Below are 15870 nucleotides of genomic sequence, written 5' to 3'. Positions count from 1 at the left end.
CCAACTGTGAAAAAAATCCGTCTGCACGGATTGTCTTTCCAGCCCTGCCAGTGGCGCGTCTTGCTGCGCCGCACAACGATCATGCCGTTATGCCGCCTGGCCCGAACCTGTTTGTTTTGCTGCTACCGTCATTCGGTTTTATAAATATACCGTACAAAAAAATGAAGGTCAACGGATTCTTTTTCCGATTTTTTCGGGCCCTCTGCTACATTCCTGCTTGACCCTGACGTAACGTCAAGCACCATCGTAGTAGCACGCACTGAAGACAAGGAGAAGACGATGCTGCTGAAAATCGGTGAACTGGCCAGGCTCACGGGCCTGACCATCCGCACCTTGCACCACTACGACAGCATCGGCCTGCTCTCGCCTTCGGCGCGCACGCAAGCCGGCTACCGCCTGTACCAGCACAGCGACATGGACCGGCTGCACCGGATCATGGCGCTGCGCAAGTTCGGGCTGTCGCTGGCCGATATCGCCAATGCCCTCGCCGGCCCGGACCTGCCTTTGCATTCCATCGTGGCGCGGCAAATCGCCATGCTGGAGCGCCAGATCGCGCAGGCTTCCACCCTGCGCGAGCGCCTGCGCACCCTGCAGGCGCAACTGGCGCAGGGACAGGCACCGGAACTGGCCGAGTGGCTTACCACTATGGAGTTGATGACCATGTACGACAAATACTTTACCCAAGAAGAACTGCAGCAATTGCCGCTGCTCTCCGATACGGCGGTGGAACAGGAATGGAAGGCGCTGGTGGCCAGAGTGCGCGCCCTGCAGGCGACGGGCGCCGGCCCCGGCGACGCGCCAGCGCAGGCGCTGGCCACGGAATGGATGGTCAAGCTGGTGCGCGACACGGGCGCCCACCCGGGCCTGTTCGCGCGCCTGAACGACATGCACGAGCAGGAACCATCGATGCAGACGACCACCAGCATCGATGCGGAACTGATGCAGTTCATCCTCGCCGCCTTCAACGCCTCGCGCATGGCGCTGTACAAGCCTTTCCTCGACGAGCAGGAGTATGCGTATTTACTCGCCAACTACGGCAAGCGATCGGGCGAGTGGCCGGCCCTGATCGCCGCCGTGCGCGCCGCCATCGATGCGCGCACGCCGCCCACCGACCCGGCCGTGCTGCAGCTGGCGCGGCAGTGGCTGGATCTGTTCCGTTCGTATGCGGGCACAGACCCGGCCACGCAGCTGAAATTCCGCCAGGCGCACCAGCAGGAACCGCGTCTGATGGAAGGCAGCTTCGTCGACGGGGCCATGTTGCAATACCTGGGCGCGGCAATGGCCGTGGTGGCGCAGGAAAAACAAGCGTAAAAGTTGGCGTGCGGCATTTCCAGGCGGTGGCCATGTAGAATCGGCCATCGCCAATCACAGGAAAATCCGATGCGCCGCTTTTTGCTTATATGTCTGACCCTGCCCGCCCTGAATTCCGCCATGGCGGCCGAGCCGCCCGTGCAAGGGGTGTGGCAGGGCACTCTGGGCAAGGCCAATATCGTCGCCTGCTTCAACCAGCCCAGCCCCACGCAAGGATCTGACCGCAGCGGCAATTATTACTACACGCGCTACAAGACACCGATCATGCTGTCCATGGCGAACGGCAAGAGCGACTGGAGCGAGTCCGACGCCAAGGGTGACACCACGGGCACGTGGCGCCTGGGTGCGCCGCAAGGCGGCAAGCTCACCGGCACCTGGACGGAGCCGAAAAGCGGCAAGACCCTGCCGCTGGCCTTGACCTTGCTGGAAGCGGCGGGCGACCGCGAACACCCGTCCTGCGCCAGCGACGCCTACAACCTGGCGCTGGAAGACTTTCCCAACACCAAGGTCAGCAAATCCGTTACCTTCGAAGGCAAGCAATACCGCAACCTGCAAGTGGGCGACACCATCACCGTGGAATTGATGGCGCCCGGCGACGGCATCGCAAAAATCAATGCGCAGCTGCGCGCCGTGCTGGCGAAGAACAAGAAAGACCTGGAAGACTGTTATGCCACGCGCCGCGAATACCTGGGCCGCAACGGTTTCACGACGGAAGACGAAGTGTATGCGGAGCCCACCTACTGGTCGCCGCGCTGGGTGACGATCAAGTTCTACCGCTGGGCGGCCGGCTATGGCGCCAGCGGCATTTCCATCCGCTTCCGTACCTGGGACGTCAAAACGGGCCAGGAGACGGACGTGTGGAACTGGTTTGGCGCCAGCGCCAGCGATGGCGACGACAAGGCCGAATTGCCGGACCGTCTGCGCCAGGCCCTCTTCAAAGATGTCAAGATCGACGCCGAATGCAAGGGCACGGATTACGACGGCCGCGGCCGCTTCCACCTGTCCCTGAAGCCGGAAGGCGTATCGTTCTGGGAAGACTCGAACGGCAGCGGCTGCGAAAACGATTTTTTACTGCCCTACAGCAAGGTCGGCCCCTTCCTCACCGTCAAGGGCCGCGCCGCGCTCAGCGATCTGCTGCCGAAGAACTAGGCGCGACCGCCTCTGCCACCATCTCCGCCGTCGCGGCCGCCAGGGTCCAGCCCAGGTGGCCGTGGCCCGTGTTGTAATACACGCCCGGTGCCTTGCCTGGCCCCACTTTCGGCAGCATGGCCGGCAGCATGGGGCGCAAGCCCGCCCACGGCACGACCTTGCGGGTATTCACACCAGGAAAACACTGCTCGACCCACTGCAGCAGCGGGCGGATGCGGTCGGCGCGGATGTCGTGATTGACGCCATTGAATTCCGCCGTACCCGCCACTCTGAGCCGGTCTTCGCCCAGGCGGCTGCTGACCAGCTTGGTCGCATCGTCGAGCAGGCTGACGCACGGCGCCGCGGCGCGGCTGGCGCCGTCATCGAGCTGCACGGTAATCGAATAGCCTTTCACGGGATACACATTCACGTGGTCGCCCAGCATGGCCGCCATGGCGCGGCTGGCCGTGCCCGCGCAGATGACGACGGCGTCGAACACGGTGCTGTCCTCGCCCATGGAGACACGCACTTTGCCGTGCTCGCGCGCCAGCGCGGTGACCTGTGCACCATAGCGGCAGGCCACGCCCAGGCGCACGCAGGCGTCGGCCAGGCCGCTGGTGAATTTGTGGATGTCGCCCGTGGAATCGCTGTCCGTGTAGTAGCCGCCGTAAAAGTCACCGTGCAGGGCCGGTTCGATGGCGCGCATTTCCTGCCGCGTGACGGCGCGCCGCTCCAGCCCTGCCTGCGCCAGCAGGCGCGACACGCCGGCCGCCCGCTCGAAGCCGCGCCGGTCGCGGTAAACGTGCAGGATGCCGGCGCGGCGGTGATCGAAAGCTATATTCTCTTGCTCTGCCCACGCAAACAGATGTGCGCGCGCGGCAATCGCCATGCGCGCCGTGGCGATGGTGTTGCGCTCGTAATCCGGCATGGCGGCGAGAAACTCGGCAAACCAGCTCAGCTTGTGCCAGCCGGGAGTCGGATTGAGCAGCAGCGGGGCATCGCGCCGCGTCATCCATTTCAGCGCGTTCCAGATCGTCGCCTTGTGGTTCCACACTTCCGCGTGCGAGGCCGACAATTGCCCGCCATTCGCATACGACGTTTCCATAGCGGCATAGCGGTGGCGCTCGATCAAGGTGACAGCGACGCCCCGTTTCGCCAGCGCGTACGCCGTGGTGACGCCCGTGATGCCACCGCCGATGACGGCCACCGTGCGGCTCATGGCGCCCCTACCTTGTGCACGACGGTATCGCCCGCCTGCAGCACGCGGCCATCCTCGGCCAGCACGTCCAGCCTGCGCACGGGCAAACCTGAACCGCGCTGCAGCAGGGTCGAATGGGCCTCGCCAGGGTCGAACAATTGCTCCTCGCTCCACTGGCGCAAGCCGACGACGACGGGAAACAGGGCCAGGCCCTTGGGCGTGAGCACGTATTCCTGGTAGGCCGTGCCGTCCGAAGCGGGCGCAATGGTAAAAATACCCTCTTCCACCAAGGTGTGCAGGCGGTCGGCCAGGATGTTCTTCGCCACGCCCAGGCTTTTCTGGAATTCCCCGAACCGGCGCATGCCGTCGAAGGCGTCGCGCACGATCAAGAGCGACCAGCGCTCGCCGATCGCGTCGAGCGCCCGCGCCACGGGACAGGGATCGGTTTTCAGGCTCTTGCGCTTGGCCATCGGCATGCTCCAGGATTGAGTAGTTGCATTTTAAAACTAATCACCGTAGACTCCAACTGGTTTTAATTTAAAACTACTTATAGGCAAGCCCATGCGCGACACAACCACCCCCATCACAGCAGCACTTCCTTCCCCTCTCGTCTGGCTGTTTGCCTGCGCGGCCGGCCTCAGCGTGGCCAATGTGTATTACGCCCAGCCTTTACTCGCCACCCTGGCGCAGGAGTTCGGCATGACGGAAGCCGCCAGCGGCATGGTCATCACGGCCACGCAGCTCGGCTGCGCGCTGGCCCTGCTGCTGCTCGTGCCCCTGGGCGACATGCTGAACCGGCGCCGGCTGACCCTGTTCCAGCTAGGCTTGCTTGCCATTTCCCTGGCGGCGCTGGGCTGCGCCCGTTCCACGGCCGCCTTGCTGGGCGGCATGCTGCTGGTGGGCTTGCTGGGCACGGCCATGACGCAGGGCTTGATCGCCTATGCCGCCAGCGCGGCGGCCAGCCATGAGCGGGGCAGGGTCGTTGGCATGGCGCAGGGCGGCGTGGTGATCGGCTTGCTGCTGGCGCGCACCCTGTCCGGCGTGGTGGCGGACCTGGCCGACTGGCGCGCCGTGTATTTTGTTTCCGCAGCCATCGCCTGCGCCCTGCTGTTGCTGCTGTGGCGCAAGCTGCCGCTGGCGCAGCCATCCGATCAAAAGCTGGCCTACGGCGCCCTGCTCGCTTCCATGCTGGACATGCTGCTGCACAACAAGGTGCTGCGCGTGCGCGGCACCTTGGCCCTGCTGATGTTTGCCGTCTTCAATATTTTCTGGAGCGCGCTCGTGCTGCCATTGACGGCGCAAGGCTATGGCCATGCGGCCATCGGCGCATTCGGGTTAGTGGGCGTGATCGGTGCGCTGGGCGCGGCACGTGCGGGCGCCATGGCAGACAAGGGCCGCGCGCAGTGGACGACGGGCGCGGCCCTGTTGCTGCTGCTGGCCGCATGGCTGCCGCTCAGCTTTGCCGGCGCGGCCCTGTGGCCCCTGGTCATCGGCATCATCGCGCTGGACCTGGCGGGCCAGGCCATCCACGTGACGAACCAGAGCCTGATTTTCAAGCAGGACAGCGACGCGCACAGCCGCCTGGTGGCGTGCTATATGCTGTTTTATGCGGTGGGAAGCGGACTCGGTGCGATTGCCGCCACCAGCGTGTATGCGCTGGCGGGCTGGCATGGGGTATGCGCGCTGGGCGCGGCGGTCAGCTTGCTCGCCCTGCTGTTCTGGCGGCTGACCTTGCCTGCTGAAAAAGCTTAGTTCAGCATGGCCGTGGCGGCGGAACCATGGCGGTACGTCTTCAGCGCATCGGACTGGATCTGGATCAGCGAACCGCTGACTTTAATCAGGTGCAAGTCCGTCAGCTGGTGCAGCACGCGCGACAAGGTGGCGGGCGCCAGGTTCAGGAACGAGGCCAACAGACTTTTCTTTAGGTCCAGCTTGACCTCGTTCGAGCGCTGCTGGTCCGATGCCTGCAGCAGATACTCGACCACGCGCTGGGTGGCATTCTGCACGGAGCAGCGCTCCACGTTGCGTATGAAACCCATCAGGTGGTGCGACAGGCTGTTCATCATCTGGCGCGCGATGCGGGGCGACTGGTCCAGCAGGCGCAGCAGTGCGTGCGGCGGGATGCGCAGCAGCAGGCAGTGCTCAAGCGCTTCGGCGCAGAACGGGTATGGTTCATCGAGGAAAATCATGGCTTCGCCGAAGCTCTGGCCCGGGCGGATCAATTCCAGGACCTTGTCGGTCCCTTCCATGGAAAACACGCTGAGCTTGACGAGGCCGAAGACCACCACGTAGGCGCCTTCCGCCACTTCGCCCTTGCGGAACAACACTTTGCCTTTTTCCACTTCGACACGCACGACATCCTGGCGCAATTGCTCTAATTGCGAAGGGGAAATATGGCGGAACAGAGCCTGGCTCGATAGCAAGCCATCGACGTTGACCTTATGCATGACACTCTCTTATTAGATTAGCGAATGACTAAGAGTGTAATGCGCAGGCACGGTCAAGGCCATACGTCAAAGGAACTAGGGTTGTCTAGGCCGGAACGCCATGCAGATCAAACAATCGCGCATTCCTTGTGGCTTTTTGGCACTGTATTTACGCTTTGCTTGATCTTTATTTACCGAGTTCGCGCTCGACCGCATACACGGCGATCTGCACGCGGCTGCTGAGCTTAAGCTTTTTGAGGATGTTTTGCACGTGGATTTTCACCGTGCTTTCGGCCACGTCCAGCTGGCGCGCGATTTCCTTGTTGCTCAGTCCTTGCGCCAGGCAGGCCATGGCTTCGCGTTCGCGCGGCGTCAGTTTGTCGTAGTCTTCCTGCGGCGCGTTCTGCCCCGCGCGGAACTGCGACACGAGCTTGGCCGTCATGGCGTCGGCAATCACGGATTCGCCGGCGGCGGCGCGGCAAATGGCCTGGCCCAGCTGCTCGGCTTCTATGTTTTTCAGTAAATAGCCGCGTGCGCCCGCGCGCAGGGCCGCGCCCAGGTCGGCCGCGTTTTCCGACACGGTCAGCATCAGCACCACCATCTGCGGCATGTCCTGCAAGATCAGCTGCAGCGCCTCGACGCCCGTTACGCCGGGCATGTTCAAGTCCATCAGCACCACGTCGGGCTGCAGTTCGGCCGTCAGGCGCACGCCGTCGAGGCCGTTCGATGCCTCGCCCACCACCTGGAATTGAGGATTGCGCTGCAGCAGCAGCTTGACGCCGCTGCGCAGCAAGGTGTGGTCGTCGACCAGCAGGATTTTGATTGGTGCGTTCACTATGTTTGTTTCTTTAGCCTGATAAATAGCGGGAATAGATTCGGAATCATCTGTTACGCGGCCTGGCGCCGCGCCGCCGGCAAGGCCAGCGAGATCGTCGTGCCGCCGCCGGGCGTGCTGTCGATGGCAAATTGCGCACCGAGCCGCTCGGCCCGCTCCTGCATGATACGCAAGCCGATCTGCAATTCCGTTTTCTTGTCGCGCAGGTTGGCGGCAAAGCCTTCGCCATCGTCGCGCACCTGCAGCGCAAAATCGCGCCCGTTTTCCACGCGCAGCGCCACATTGCTCGCCTGCGCATGCTTGCGGATATTCGACAGCGCTTCCTGCACGATGAACAGGATCTGCAACTGCTGCTCGGGCGCCAGCGGCGCGCCATTGCCGCTCATCTCCAGGGTGCCTGCGACACCCGTCTGCAGCTCGAACTTGGCCAGCACTTCGCTGAGTTTGCTTTCGAGGTCGCTGCCATGCCAGCGCGTGCGGAAATTGACGAGCAATTCGCGCACGTCCTGGTAGCTTTGCTCGACGCCCATGCGCATCAGCGGCAACACTTCGGCCGCCTCGTCGAGCTGGCCCCGGCGCACGGAATCGTCGAGCATCTGCACTTGCAGGCTGATGAAGTTCAGGCTTTGCGCGATGCTGTCGTGCAAGCCCTCGGCCAGCAGGCTGCGTTCGCGCGCCACGGCAAATTCCTTTTCGCGCGCGATCAGGCGCTGGTTCTCGATGGCGATGCCCAGGCTCTGGCCCAGCGTCTCCAGCCAGCCCTGCTGCTGCGCCTGCACGGCTTGCGGCTGCGCAAAGTGCAGCGAAAAGCTGCCCACCACCTGGTCGCGCGCGAGGATGGGAAAGACGGCGATGGCGATAAAGCCTTCGTCCTGGCAACGGTAGCGCTGCAGCGCTTCGACCTGGCGGAAATCGCGGATCTGGATCACGCCCTGCGCCACGGCCGCGCCGCACAGGCAATCGTTGTTGCGGATACAGTGTTCCTCTTCCACCATCGCGTCGGAAATGCCTTCGTGCACGATGATGTGCACGGTATCGTGCTGCGGATCGAGGATGCGCACGGTACCGCCTTCGGCTTGCGCGAACTGCATCACGTGGCGCAGGAAGCCGCGGCACAGCGCATCGATGGCGTGCTGTCCCGCCAGCAAGGTGGAAATGTCATGCAGGGTGGCCAGCTGGCGCTCCTGCGCGGCGCTCAGGCCCGATGCGGCTTGCGCCAGGCGGCGCTGGCGCCAGCGCGACGCTGGAAGTTGTTTGCGGGAAGGTTGACTGCGCGGCGCATGCATGAAGAACTCGAATCTGAAAAGTGGTGCGCCCGGCGAACGCTGCGGCCTGCCGGGCAGGTAAAGGTTACAAACGGATCTCGGTACCGAGCAGCTTGACGAACTGCGCCAGCCACGCCGGATGCGCGGGCCAGGCGGGCGCGGTGACGAACTGGCCATCGGTGACGGCGTCCGTGACGGCGATGTCGGCATACGTGCCGCCCGCCAGTTTGACTTCCGGCGCGCAGGCGGGATAGGCGGAAATGCGCTTGCCGCGGATAACGTCGGCGGCAGCCAGCAATTGCGCGCCGTGGCAGACGGCCGCGACAGGCTTGCCCGCCTCGGCGAAATGGCGCACGGCGGCGATGACTTTGTCGTTCAGGCGCAGGTATTCGGGCGCGCGGCCGCCGGCGATCATCACGGCGTCATAGTCGGCCGGGTCGATCTCGTCGAAGCTGGCGTTCAAGGTGAACAGGTGGCCCGGCTTTTCCGTGTAGGTCTGGTCGCCCTCGAAATCGTGGATGGCCGTCTTGATCGTCTCGCCGCTCTTCTTGCCGGGACAGACGGCGTGCACGGCATGGCCGAGCATCAGCAGGGCCTGGAACGGCACCATCGTTTCATAATCTTCTGCAAAATCGCCGGTCAAAAACAGAATTTTCTTCGCTGCCATTTAGTTCTCCTATGAAAGATTGATCCCATATCCTTGCCTGCAGGACACACCGCAAGGCGTATCTTAGCGCGACTTGGCAACCATACTGGATATTTATCAAACTTTTGCGCCTTGATCGAGGATTTTACAGGCTGAGGCAGAATTTTTTACAGGCTCGCCGGTCAAATCAGGTACACCTCCTTGAAAGGCCGGGCCATGGACAGCAGCACAAACAGCGGCGGCAGCACGCTGATACGTATCTTCGACCATTTCCCCGATGCGGAGCGCGCCCGCATCCGCTTGCTGGCCGAAGGTTTTCCTCCTCACGCCGTGCAACTGGACGCGGGCGACGACGAGGCCGGCCCCGTGCAGGGCAATTTTACGATCGGCAACCGCGACACCATGACCAGCCGGCTGGAACGCGCGATCAACGCCTTGTTCGGCGGCGACAACCATATGTACCGGCGTAACTACGGCAAGACGGCGTTTCGCGGCATGGTACGCCTCATTGTCGCCGTCAGCGATCCGCAGGAGCAGGAACGGGCGCACGCCATCGTGCAGGCATGCAATGGTTGCGACATCGAACAGCGCACGGCCAGCCACGCGGGCAGCCGGCGCGCCGATGCAGGCACACCGGCGCTGGCGGGCTGACGCCCTCCCCTGCACGGCGAAATTATGGCAAGATCACCGTTCCTTCATTTCACAGCGGAAATTGCCATGATTTTTGAAATTGCCCACATCCAGATCAAATCGGCCACGCATGAAGCCTTCGAAGCGGCTGTAGCGAAAGCCGTCCCCCTGTTCCAGCGCGCGCGCGGCTGCGAATCGATGCGCCTGGAGCGCTCGATCGAAAACGGCGACGCCTACCGCCTGGTGGTCGGCTGGACGACCCTGGAAGACCATACCGTGCATTTCCGCGGCAGCGACGACTTCCAGGCCTGGCGCGGCCTGGTGGGCGAATTCTTTGCCGCCCCGCCCCAGGTGGAACACATGAACACGGTGGTGACGGGGTTTTAAGCCGGGGGTTGCACACGGCACATCGTCTGCCCGCCAAGCTAGTCCGCGAGTTTGTCGGCGGACTTGGCCGCGAAGTTGTCCGCGCAGTTGTCCGCGAAGTTGTCCGATTACGCGCGGCTTTGCCGCGCCTCGGCGGCCCCGCTAATCCGACCTACGCCACGCATAGGCGCCTGGGCGCAGCTTAGACGGCAGGATGATGGAACACCTGCCGCAGATACGCGAGGAAGGTTTCATCCTTGCACAGGGTCTTGCCCGGTGAATCCGACAATTTCGCCACGGACTGGCCATTGCAGCGCACCAGTTTCATGACGATGTTGAGCGGCGTCAAACCGACGTCGTTGGTGAGATTGGTGCCGATGCCAAAGCCCGTCATGATGCGGTCGGCGAAGTGCTGGTACAGGGCAAACGCCTTGTCCAGGTCCAGGCCGTCGGAAAACACGAGGCGCTTGGTGTTGGCGTCGATGCGCAGGGCCGCATAGTGGGCCAGCGCCTTCTCGCCCCACTCGACGGGGTCGCCCGAATCGTGGCGCAAGCCGTCAAACAGCTTGGCGAAATACAGGTCGAAGTCGGCCAGGAAGGCATCCATGCCGACCACGTCCGTCAGGGCGATGCCCAGGTCGCCGCGGTATTCCTGCACCCAGTCTTCCAAGGCCGCCTTTTGAAAGTCGCGCAGGCGCACGCCGAAGGACTGGAACGACTGCATGTATTCATGCGCCATGGTGCCGATCGGCACGATGCCGAGCTTTTTCGCCAGGTAAACATTCGACGTGCCCTTGAAGTATTCGGGCACTTCGCGCGCCAGCCGTTGCACCACCTCGTCATGCCAGGCACCGGAAAAACGCCGGCGCACGCCGAAATCGGAAAATTCGAACGGATGCTTGCGCCGCGGCAGCTTGCCGAATTCCTTGACGGCCGCCACTTTCAAGCCCAGACGGTGGCGCCCTTCGCGCATGGCCGCATCGAGGTCGAAGCGGCGGAAATACAGTTCGTTGATGATGTACAGCACGAAAATCTCGAAACCCATCACGTGCACCTGCGGCCCGGCCGCATGCACGATCAGGGTGTCGCCGTCCGTGCTGACGTCGATAAACTTGCGCTGGAAGCGGAACACCGTCAAAAAATCGACGAAATCGCTCTTCATGAAGCGCAGCGTGCGCAGATAGGCCAGCTCGTCGTCGGCAAACGACATCGAACACAGGTGGTCGAGCTGTTCTTCCAGCTCGCCCTTCAGTTCGGCCAGGGGAAAGGCGGTGGCGTTGCGGCAGACAAATTCGTATTCGGTATGGGTATTCGGATGACCGTGCAGCAAGGCTTGCCACATTGTAAATTTATACAGATCGGTTTCCAGCAAACTGCGCACTATCGGGGTCATGTGTGTTTTCTCCAACTTCCTGAAGCCAGAATAGTACGCCACCGCAAGCATTTCAGCAGGGTTCGCTTGCAGGAAAGCATCAATCGCCTGCGTTGGCCAGCAATTCAGGCACGACCTCGGTGGATGTGGCCAACCGCGCGCCGCGCTCATGCATGGCGGCAAGGAAGTCGCGCTGCTGCGCTGCAAAGCCCGTGACGGGGCTCATGCAGTCCGTCAGCAAGACCAGGCGCGACAGAGCCGCCTTGCCCTGCTGCGCTTCCAGGTAATCGGCGATGTGCTCGGTGCTGGCTTTGACGCAATGGCTGCCCGCTTCGCCGCAGATGTAGAGTTGCTGTGCCGGCAGCAAGGTGTCGAGGAATGCGCGGTTGAGCTGGGTGGCCGCATCCTGCGCATCGGGCACTTCCGCCATGACGGCCGAGTAGTGCTCGGTCCACGGATTGGAACCCTTGCTCAGCTTGGCCACCACTTGCAAGTTGGCCACTTCCCAGGCGTTGTAGGCGGCGCGCACGGCCGCGTGGATATTCTGGCCCCAGCTGCCGATCTCGCAGTGCACGGGCCACACCATCAGCTGGTAGCGTCCCGCCTGCTGCAAGGCGTCAAGGTAAGCCAGCGCGCGCGGCAAGGCGCCGCTGGCGGCGGGCAGGAACAGGCGGTCGCGCACCTGCTGGGCGCTGATCTGCGTAAACGGCGGCACGGCGCCGCCATCGCCCGTGCGCCAGAAGGCGGGGTGGGCGATGTCGTAGCGGTGGTGGGCGTCAAGCGTTACGCTGATCTGCGTCAAGCCGCTCCCCCCTTCGCGGATCAGCTGCGCCACGCGCAGCATGTTGGCGTGGGCGCCGGGCACGGCCAGCGCAGGCGCCGCATCGGGCGGCAGCCAGGTGGCAGGCAAGTCGCAAAAATCGTTTTGCGGGTCGATGACGAGCAAGTGCAGCTGGCGTTTCATGGCGGTCCTCGTGCGTGGCAGGAAGTTGCATGATAATGGCAACATCGCCATCACGCCAATCCGGAGACCGCCATGCACCTTGTCAATCGCAATAACTTGCGTCCGAACAAGTTACTCAACAGCAAATGGACCGCCGTCACGCCCGTCAACAAGGAAAGGCATTTTCTCGTCATCAAGCTGTGCGCCCCGGCCACGCCGGATGAACCGGCCACGCACGTGGAACTGGAAGCCGTGCATTCGGGCCGCGTGCACATCCTGCCCTGGCGCGCGCTGCAGGATACCGCGCAGTGGCATCAGGGGTGGAAGACATAGCGGCGCTGGCGCCGCTCGACCAGTTTGACGGCCGCCTCGCCCGCTTCCGCCATGGCATCGGCTTCCGTTGTAAACTGATGGTCGGCCGACACCCGGCGCTTTTTCACCAGGTTCACCCGGTGCATGGGGTTGGGCGAAGGGGCATAGATGGCGACGTACGCGCCCCATAGCTTGCAGCCCCGCAAGCGCTCTGCCGTGTAATTCACCTCATAAAAATCAACATACTTTATCGGCACGATGTGCGCTCCAAAAATGACATGGCCGGACAGCTTGTCTCTACGGACTGACGCGGTGAGGGTAAAACCATGCGCTCGCGATTGCTCAGGATACTCAATTCAGCTCTCTTTTTATCACGCGGCACAGGAGAAAAAGGATGAATGACTACATCATCTTCATGCATGACGACACGGAAACACCGATGGACGTCACCACGTCCGCCTGGGAAGACTACTTCGCCATGCTCAGGGCCAGTGGCCGCTTCTGCGGTGGCAGCTCCATCGGGCCCGGCATCTGCGTGCACCGCTCAGGCCAGGCCAGAGCGGTCACGCCACACTTGTCAGGCTATCTACGTGTGCAAGCTGAAAGTATAGACGATGCAAAAAAATTGTTGATCGGAAACCCCGTACTGAACGCGGGGGGCACGGTGGAAATCCGCGCGCTGCCGCGCGACTGACGCGGCATGGCGGGCGGCTATTTTCCTGCCTCGGCGGCGGGATGCATGGACCAGACGACGCTGAGGATTTTCCAGTCGCCGTCGCGCTTGACCATCTGCCACGCTTCCACGCCATAGTTCGACAATTTGCCGCCGACGAGGAATTCGTAGTCGAAGTTGACCCACGCCACATGGCGGTCCTGGATGATCTTGACGTTGTAGAATTTTTCTTCCGTGCGCTGCGGTTCGCGCGTGATGAAGTTGGCGAAAGCGGCGTAGCCACCCGCCCCGACGCCGTCGAAGTGGACGTCCGTCGTGACGCGCATGTTCTTGATGAAAGCATCGTCGGCCGGCGAGGCGAACAAGATATTCGTGTGCAGCATCAGCGACGACAGCAGCTTGACATCCTTGGCGATCAGGGCCGCCTGGAAGTCGGCGACGACTTGCTCGATGGCGCGGAGATCCTCGTGCGTGGAGGCGTGGCGGCCCACGTGGGGCGGCGCAGGCGGTGCAGCGGGCGCGGTCTGCGCCAGCGCCATGCCTGCCAAAAACAGCGAACAGCCGAACAGTATTGCGCTTGCCAACTTGTGCATGAGGGACTTTCATGGCGAACGGCTCGCCGGCCTGGCACGGGGCGTGCCGCCGGCAAGCTTATGTCAACCATGGCAGATTGGCAATCCCTCTTTGGAACTACGGCGGAGTAGACTCAGGCAGCCAGCGCTGCGATCGAGGCGCGGCCCTTGGCGATCGCGCTGGCGACGGCATCCTCGCCCATGGCCACGCCTTCCGCTTGCACGAACTCGATGTCGGTGATGCCGATGAAGCCCAGCGCCGTGCGCAGATAGGTGCTCAGGTAGTCATACGCGGCGCCCGGGCCTTCGCTGTAGACACCGCCGCTGGCCGTAAAAATATATGCTTTCTTGCCCGTGGCCAGGCCGACGGGGCCCGTTGCCGTGTACTGGAAAGTGCGGCCTGCGCGCGCCACGTGGTCGATCCACGCCTTCAGGGTCGACGGCACGGAGAAATTGTACATGGGGGCGGCCAGCACCAGCACGTCGGCGGCCAGCAATTCATCGACCAGGGTATCGGACAATTGCACCGCCGCTGCCGCCTGGGCGCTGCGCTGCTCAGCCGGCGTGAAGAAGGCGCCCATCACCTCTTCCGTCAGGTGCGGCACCGGTTGCGCGGACAGGTCGCGCTCGACCACGCTGGCGCCTTGCGCGGCCAGTTTCGCGACGAATTCGCCGGACAATTGACGCGACAGGGAACCGCTGTTGCGCACGCTGCTATTGATGTACAAGACCTTGCTCATGAAGTGCTCCTGGGAAAACGGGTGACGGGATGGGCCGTATCGCAGCCCTTGCATACAGCATAGTTCAGGTCTACCATCGAGAAAACCATGTAAATATAAATGATTAGCATCGAATTTTTAGATAAGGAATCATCATGAGAGAACCAGGCCAGCCTTCGCTCGACCAGTTGCGCGTGTTCGTCGCCGTCATCGACGCGGGCGGCTTCGCCCACGCGGCGCGCCAGCTGCACCGCACACAGTCGGTGATCAGCTACACCATCGCCAACCTGGAAGAACAACTGAATGTGGTGCTGCTCGACCGCGGCAAGCGCAAGCCCACGCTGACGGACGCGGGCAAGGCCCTGCTGGCCGACGCGCGCGCCGTGGCCCTGAAGGTCGACGGCATGCGCGCGCGCGCCAAGGCGCTGGCCGGCGGGCTGGAGGCGGAAGTGTCGGTGGTGGTCGACGTGATGTTCCCCACCTGCGTGCTAGTGCGCGTGCTCGAGGCGTTCCAGGCGCAGTTTCCCACCGTCGCCCTGCGCCTGCGCATCGAAGCCATGGGCGCCGTGGCGCAGCTGGTGATGGATGGCAGCTGCCACATCGGCCTCGGCGGCTGGATGACGGCCACGGCCAGCGTCTTCGAGCGCCTGGCCGTCGGCCACGTGCGCCTGATTCCCGTGGCCGCGCCCAGCCACGCGCTGGCGCAGCTGGCCGGCCCGATTCCTTCCAGCGTGGCGCGCGAACACGTGCAGCTGGTGCTCAGCGACCGCAGCGTGCTGACGGAGGGCCAGGATTTCGGCGTGCTGGGATTGCGCAACTGGCGCCTGGGCGACCTGGGGTCAAAACACGCGCTGCTGCGCGCGGGCCTGGGCTGGGGCAACATGCCCGAAGCGATGGTGCGCGAGGATTTGACGGAGGGACGGCTGGTGCACCTGCCGCTGGCCGTCGACAATGGCGAGAATTATCCGATTTACCTGATCCAGCGCGCCGACACGCCGCCGGGCCAGGCGGGCAAGTGGCTGACGGAGCGGTTTGCGGAGCAGTTGCCGCTGCTACCAGAAGCGGGGTTCTAGATAAGTGAGCGCGAAGGTATGATAGTGGCCCGCAGCGGGAATCTGGGGTCAGACCCTCAACACCGCCAACGCAAGGCTCAGTGCCAACGTGTCCGGGGGTCTGACCCCGGCCGTTAACGGGGTCAACCCGGGGTCAACCTGGAGTTAACTTTTAATTACAAGGATTCACATGGCCGGCATCGACGACTTCGTCAACAAGCAAAAACCAGGCGCGCGCTTCGTCATCACGGCGCAGATGCTGCGCATGACGCCGCAGCAGTTCGACTCGCTGGCGCAGGAGTGGATGGAAGACGGCGGTCCCGGCTTCGACGTGGCCGGCATCCCGCACCGGGTCGTCGTCGATGGGCAGTTTTATATTGCCAGGCTCACCGTGGCACGCCACGGCGAGCCTGAGTAAATAA

20 protein-coding genes are annotated in these 15870 nt (G+C 63.1%); 9 read left to right on the top strand and 11 right to left on the bottom strand.

Features of this window, described 5'->3' with window-relative positions:
* Window positions 1-279: 279 nt before the first annotated feature.
* Window positions 280-1311 carry a MerR family transcriptional regulator gene (locus CSQ95_RS18705; protein WP_099410595.1) on the top strand — a complete coding sequence of 344 codons (1032 nt, stop codon included), beginning with the start codon at window positions 280-282 and terminating at the stop codon, window positions 1309-1311.
* 69 nt (window positions 1312-1380) lie between these two features.
* Entirely contained in the window at window positions 1381-2460 is a 1080-nt protein-coding gene (locus tag CSQ95_RS18700; protein WP_099410594.1) for a hypothetical protein, read from the top strand.
* Here CSQ95_RS18700 and CSQ95_RS18695 read toward each other — a convergent pair.
* Both CSQ95_RS18695 and CSQ95_RS18690 read right to left on the bottom strand, forming a co-directional pair.
* Window positions 2435-3658, bottom strand: a complete 1224-nt coding sequence (locus tag CSQ95_RS18695) for a D-amino acid dehydrogenase (RefSeq protein WP_099410593.1) — start codon at window positions 3656-3658, stop codon at window positions 2435-2437. The two genes, CSQ95_RS18700 and CSQ95_RS18695, sit on opposite strands and share 26 nt — an antisense overlap.
* Window positions 3655-4107 (bottom strand): helix-turn-helix domain-containing protein, encoded by a 453-nt coding sequence (locus CSQ95_RS18690; protein WP_099410592.1) that lies wholly within the window; start codon window positions 4105-4107, stop codon window positions 3655-3657. Before CSQ95_RS18690 ends, CSQ95_RS18695 begins: the two co-directional genes overlap by 4 nt.
* A 91-nt stretch (window positions 4108-4198) precedes the next feature.
* On the opposite strand from CSQ95_RS18690, the gene CSQ95_RS18685 reads away from it, so the two are divergent.
* Window positions 4199-5389, top strand: coding sequence for an MFS transporter (locus tag CSQ95_RS18685; RefSeq protein ID WP_099410591.1), 1191 nt, complete (start codon window positions 4199-4201; stop codon window positions 5387-5389).
* Here CSQ95_RS18685 and CSQ95_RS18680 read toward each other — a convergent pair.
* From CSQ95_RS18680 to CSQ95_RS18665, 4 genes are all read right to left on the bottom strand, one after another.
* Entirely contained in the window at window positions 5386-6084 is a 699-nt protein-coding gene (locus tag CSQ95_RS18680) for a Crp/Fnr family transcriptional regulator (RefSeq protein ID WP_099410590.1), read from the bottom strand. The genes CSQ95_RS18685 and CSQ95_RS18680 overlap by 4 nt on opposite strands.
* A 166-nt stretch (window positions 6085-6250) precedes the next feature.
* Window positions 6251-6898: a response regulator gene (locus tag CSQ95_RS18675; RefSeq protein WP_180279099.1), complete on the bottom strand. Its 648-nt coding sequence runs from the start codon at window positions 6896-6898 to the stop codon at window positions 6251-6253.
* 53 nt (window positions 6899-6951) lie between these two features.
* Window positions 6952-8184 carry a GAF domain-containing protein gene (locus tag CSQ95_RS18670; protein ID WP_070221801.1) on the bottom strand — a complete coding sequence of 411 codons (1233 nt, stop codon included), beginning with the start codon at window positions 8182-8184 and terminating at the stop codon, window positions 6952-6954.
* 64 nt (window positions 8185-8248) lie between these two features.
* Window positions 8249-8830, bottom strand: a complete 582-nt coding sequence (locus CSQ95_RS18665; RefSeq protein WP_070221802.1) for a DJ-1/PfpI family protein — start codon at window positions 8828-8830, stop codon at window positions 8249-8251.
* A 195-nt stretch (window positions 8831-9025) separates the two neighbouring features.
* On the opposite strand from CSQ95_RS18665, the gene CSQ95_RS18660 reads away from it, so the two are divergent.
* Together CSQ95_RS18660 and CSQ95_RS18655 are read left to right on the top strand one after the other, a co-directional pair.
* Window positions 9026-9460 carry a hypothetical protein gene (locus CSQ95_RS18660; protein WP_099410589.1) on the top strand — a complete coding sequence of 145 codons (435 nt, stop codon included), beginning with the start codon at window positions 9026-9028 and terminating at the stop codon, window positions 9458-9460.
* A gap of 66 nt (window positions 9461-9526) precedes the next feature.
* Window positions 9527-9826 (top strand): antibiotic biosynthesis monooxygenase, encoded by a 300-nt coding sequence (locus CSQ95_RS18655; protein WP_070221804.1) that lies wholly within the window; start codon window positions 9527-9529, stop codon window positions 9824-9826.
* Window positions 9827-10007: 181 nt separating this feature from the next.
* Here CSQ95_RS18655 and pncB read toward each other — a convergent pair whose 3' ends face one another.
* Together pncB and CSQ95_RS18645 are read right to left on the bottom strand one after the other, a co-directional pair.
* Entirely contained in the window at window positions 10008-11198 is a 1191-nt protein-coding gene (gene pncB, locus CSQ95_RS18650; protein ID WP_070221805.1) for a nicotinate phosphoribosyltransferase, read from the bottom strand.
* Between the two features lie 79 nt (window positions 11199-11277).
* On the bottom strand, window positions 11278-12141 hold the full coding sequence (locus CSQ95_RS18645; RefSeq protein WP_099410588.1) for a cysteine hydrolase: 864 nt from the start codon (window positions 12139-12141) through the stop codon (window positions 11278-11280).
* 72 nt (window positions 12142-12213) lie between these two features.
* Between CSQ95_RS18645 and CSQ95_RS18640 the strand changes: the two genes are divergently transcribed.
* Window positions 12214-12453 carry a TIGR02450 family Trp-rich protein gene (locus CSQ95_RS18640; protein ID WP_099410587.1) on the top strand — a complete coding sequence of 80 codons (240 nt, stop codon included), beginning with the start codon at window positions 12214-12216 and terminating at the stop codon, window positions 12451-12453.
* On the opposite strand, the gene CSQ95_RS18635 is transcribed toward CSQ95_RS18640, so the two are convergent.
* On the bottom strand, window positions 12435-12659 hold the full coding sequence (locus CSQ95_RS18635; protein ID WP_257218104.1) for a hypothetical protein: 225 nt from the start codon (window positions 12657-12659) through the stop codon (window positions 12435-12437). The genes CSQ95_RS18640 and CSQ95_RS18635 overlap by 19 nt on opposite strands.
* A gap of 167 nt (window positions 12660-12826) precedes the next feature.
* Here CSQ95_RS18635 and CSQ95_RS18630 point away from each other — a divergent pair, with 167 nt between their 5' ends.
* Window positions 12827-13126 carry a hypothetical protein gene (locus tag CSQ95_RS18630; protein ID WP_099410586.1) on the top strand — a complete coding sequence of 100 codons (300 nt, stop codon included), beginning with the start codon at window positions 12827-12829 and terminating at the stop codon, window positions 13124-13126.
* 17 nt (window positions 13127-13143) lie between these two features.
* Here the strand turns inward: CSQ95_RS18630 and CSQ95_RS18625 are convergent, their stop codons facing one another.
* Together CSQ95_RS18625 and CSQ95_RS18620 are read right to left on the bottom strand one after the other, a co-directional pair.
* Window positions 13144-13698, bottom strand: coding sequence for a nuclear transport factor 2 family protein (locus tag CSQ95_RS18625; protein ID WP_099410585.1), 555 nt, complete (start codon window positions 13696-13698; stop codon window positions 13144-13146).
* 113 nt (window positions 13699-13811) lie between these two features.
* Window positions 13812-14417 carry an FMN-dependent NADH-azoreductase gene (locus CSQ95_RS18620; protein ID WP_099410584.1) on the bottom strand — a complete coding sequence of 202 codons (606 nt, stop codon included), beginning with the start codon at window positions 14415-14417 and terminating at the stop codon, window positions 13812-13814.
* Window positions 14418-14551: 134 nt separating this feature from the next.
* Here CSQ95_RS18620 and CSQ95_RS18615 point away from each other — a divergent pair, with 134 nt between their 5' ends.
* Both CSQ95_RS18615 and CSQ95_RS18610 read left to right on the top strand, forming a co-directional pair.
* On the top strand, window positions 14552-15469 hold the full coding sequence (locus tag CSQ95_RS18615) for a LysR family transcriptional regulator (RefSeq protein WP_099410583.1): 918 nt from the start codon (window positions 14552-14554) through the stop codon (window positions 15467-15469).
* Between the two features lie 169 nt (window positions 15470-15638).
* Window positions 15639-15866: a hypothetical protein gene (locus CSQ95_RS18610; RefSeq protein ID WP_086138121.1), complete on the top strand. Its 228-nt coding sequence runs from the start codon at window positions 15639-15641 to the stop codon at window positions 15864-15866.
* Window positions 15867-15870 lie beyond the last annotated feature (4 nt).

Source organism: Janthinobacterium sp. BJB304, from assembly GCF_002735765.1.
Taxonomy (GTDB): domain Bacteria; phylum Pseudomonadota; class Gammaproteobacteria; order Burkholderiales; family Burkholderiaceae_D; genus Janthinobacterium.
Note: the sequence above shows the minus strand (reverse complement) of the source record. Positions and strands in the feature narration are given on the sequence as shown.

What these genes read in the sequence shown, in the direction of transcription:
- CSQ95_RS18655 (WP_070221804.1), top strand. Translation starts at nt 9,527, where the DNA reads ATGATTTTTGAAATTGCCCACATCCAGATCAAATCGGCCACGCATGAA.
- CSQ95_RS18670 (WP_070221801.1), bottom strand. Translation starts at nt 8,184, where the DNA reads ATGCATGCGCCGCGCAGTCAACCTTCCCGCAAACAACTTCCAGCGTCG.
- CSQ95_RS18630 (WP_099410586.1), top strand. Translation starts at nt 12,827, where the DNA reads ATGAATGACTACATCATCTTCATGCATGACGACACGGAAACACCGATG.
- CSQ95_RS18700 (WP_099410594.1), top strand. Translation starts at nt 1,381, where the DNA reads ATGCGCCGCTTTTTGCTTATATGTCTGACCCTGCCCGCCCTGAATTCC.
- CSQ95_RS18665 (WP_070221802.1), bottom strand. Translation starts at nt 8,830, where the DNA reads ATGGCAGCGAAGAAAATTCTGTTTTTGACCGGCGATTTTGCAGAAGAT.
- CSQ95_RS18695 (WP_099410593.1), bottom strand. Translation starts at nt 3,658, where the DNA reads ATGAGCCGCACGGTGGCCGTCATCGGCGGTGGCATCACGGGCGTCACC.
- CSQ95_RS18685 (WP_099410591.1), top strand. Translation starts at nt 4,199, where the DNA reads ATGCGCGACACAACCACCCCCATCACAGCAGCACTTCCTTCCCCTCTC.
- CSQ95_RS18610 (WP_086138121.1), top strand. Translation starts at nt 15,639, where the DNA reads ATGGCCGGCATCGACGACTTCGTCAACAAGCAAAAACCAGGCGCGCGC.
- pncB (WP_070221805.1), bottom strand. Translation starts at nt 11,198, where the DNA reads ATGACCCCGATAGTGCGCAGTTTGCTGGAAACCGATCTGTATAAATTT.
- CSQ95_RS18660 (WP_099410589.1), top strand. Translation starts at nt 9,026, where the DNA reads ATGGACAGCAGCACAAACAGCGGCGGCAGCACGCTGATACGTATCTTC.
- CSQ95_RS18705 (WP_099410595.1), top strand. Translation starts at nt 280, where the DNA reads ATGCTGCTGAAAATCGGTGAACTGGCCAGGCTCACGGGCCTGACCATC.
- CSQ95_RS18615 (WP_099410583.1), top strand. Translation starts at nt 14,552, where the DNA reads ATGAGAGAACCAGGCCAGCCTTCGCTCGACCAGTTGCGCGTGTTCGTC.
- CSQ95_RS18680 (WP_099410590.1), bottom strand. Translation starts at nt 6,084, where the DNA reads ATGCATAAGGTCAACGTCGATGGCTTGCTATCGAGCCAGGCTCTGTTC.
- CSQ95_RS18640 (WP_099410587.1), top strand. Translation starts at nt 12,214, where the DNA reads ATGCACCTTGTCAATCGCAATAACTTGCGTCCGAACAAGTTACTCAAC.
- CSQ95_RS18690 (WP_099410592.1), bottom strand. Translation starts at nt 4,107, where the DNA reads ATGGCCAAGCGCAAGAGCCTGAAAACCGATCCCTGTCCCGTGGCGCGG.
- CSQ95_RS18620 (WP_099410584.1), bottom strand. Translation starts at nt 14,417, where the DNA reads ATGAGCAAGGTCTTGTACATCAATAGCAGCGTGCGCAACAGCGGTTCC.
- CSQ95_RS18625 (WP_099410585.1), bottom strand. Translation starts at nt 13,698, where the DNA reads ATGCACAAGTTGGCAAGCGCAATACTGTTCGGCTGTTCGCTGTTTTTG.
- CSQ95_RS18645 (WP_099410588.1), bottom strand. Translation starts at nt 12,141, where the DNA reads ATGAAACGCCAGCTGCACTTGCTCGTCATCGACCCGCAAAACGATTTT.